Raw genomic sequence first — 974 nt, forward strand, 5'->3', positions numbered from 1 at the left:
TTCAAACCGAAGAAATCCGTCGCCCTGTCGGGCGTGACGGCGGGCAACACGGCCCTCTGCACGGTCGGCAAGACCGGCAACGACCTGCATTACCGCGGCTACGACATTCTCGACATCGCGAGCGCCTGCGAATTCGAAGAAATCGCGTACCTGCTGGTCCACGAAAAGCTGCCGACCCAGGCCGAACTGACCGCGTACAAAACCAGGCTCAAGTCGCTGCGCGGCCTGCCCGCCAATGTGAAAGCCGCGCTCGAATGGATCCCGGCCGCCGCGCATCCGATGGACGTGATGCGCACCGGCGTCTCAGTGCTCGGCACCGTGCTGCCGGAGAAAGACGATCACAACCTTCCGGGCGCGCGCGACATCGCCGACAAGCTGATGGCCTCGCTCGGTTCAATGCTGCTCTACTGGTACCACTACTCGCACAACGGCAAGCGCATCGAAGTGGAAACCGACGACGATTCGATCGGCGGCCACTTCCTGCATCTGCTGCACGGTGTGGAGCCGTCGAAGGCATGGGTCGACGCGATGCACGTGTCGCTGAACCTGTATGCCGAACATGAATTCAATGCGTCGACGTTCACCGGTCGCGTGATCGCGGGCACGGGCTCGGACATCTATTCGGCGATCACCGGCGCGATCGGTGCATTGCGCGGCCCGAAGCACGGCGGCGCCAATGAAGTCGCGTTCGAGATCCAGTCGCGCTACCAGACGCCGGACGAAGCCGAAGCGGATATCCGCCGTCGCGTCGAAAACAAGGAAGTAGTAATCGGTTTCGGCCACCCGGTGTACACGATCTCCGACCCGCGCAACAAGGTCATCAAGGACATCGCGAAGAAGCTCTCGAAGGAAGCGGGCAACAGCAAGCTGTTCAATATCGCCGAGCGGCTGGAGTCGGTGATGTGGGAAGCGAAGAAGATGTTCCCGAATCTCGACTGGTTCAGCGCGGTCTCGTATCACATGATGGGCGTGCC

At 61.6% G+C, this 974-nt stretch carries 1 protein-coding gene; it reads left to right on the forward strand.

Annotated features, from left to right (window positions below):
* The coding region (gene prpC, locus PQR54_RS38825; protein ID WP_408255438.1) for a bifunctional 2-methylcitrate synthase/citrate synthase at positions 1–974 on the forward strand (974 nt) is incomplete at both ends.

It is taken from the genome of Paraburkholderia phytofirmans (assembly GCF_046028095.1).
In the GTDB taxonomy this organism is placed as follows: Bacteria; Pseudomonadota; Gammaproteobacteria; order Burkholderiales; family Burkholderiaceae; genus Paraburkholderia; species Paraburkholderia phytofirmans_A.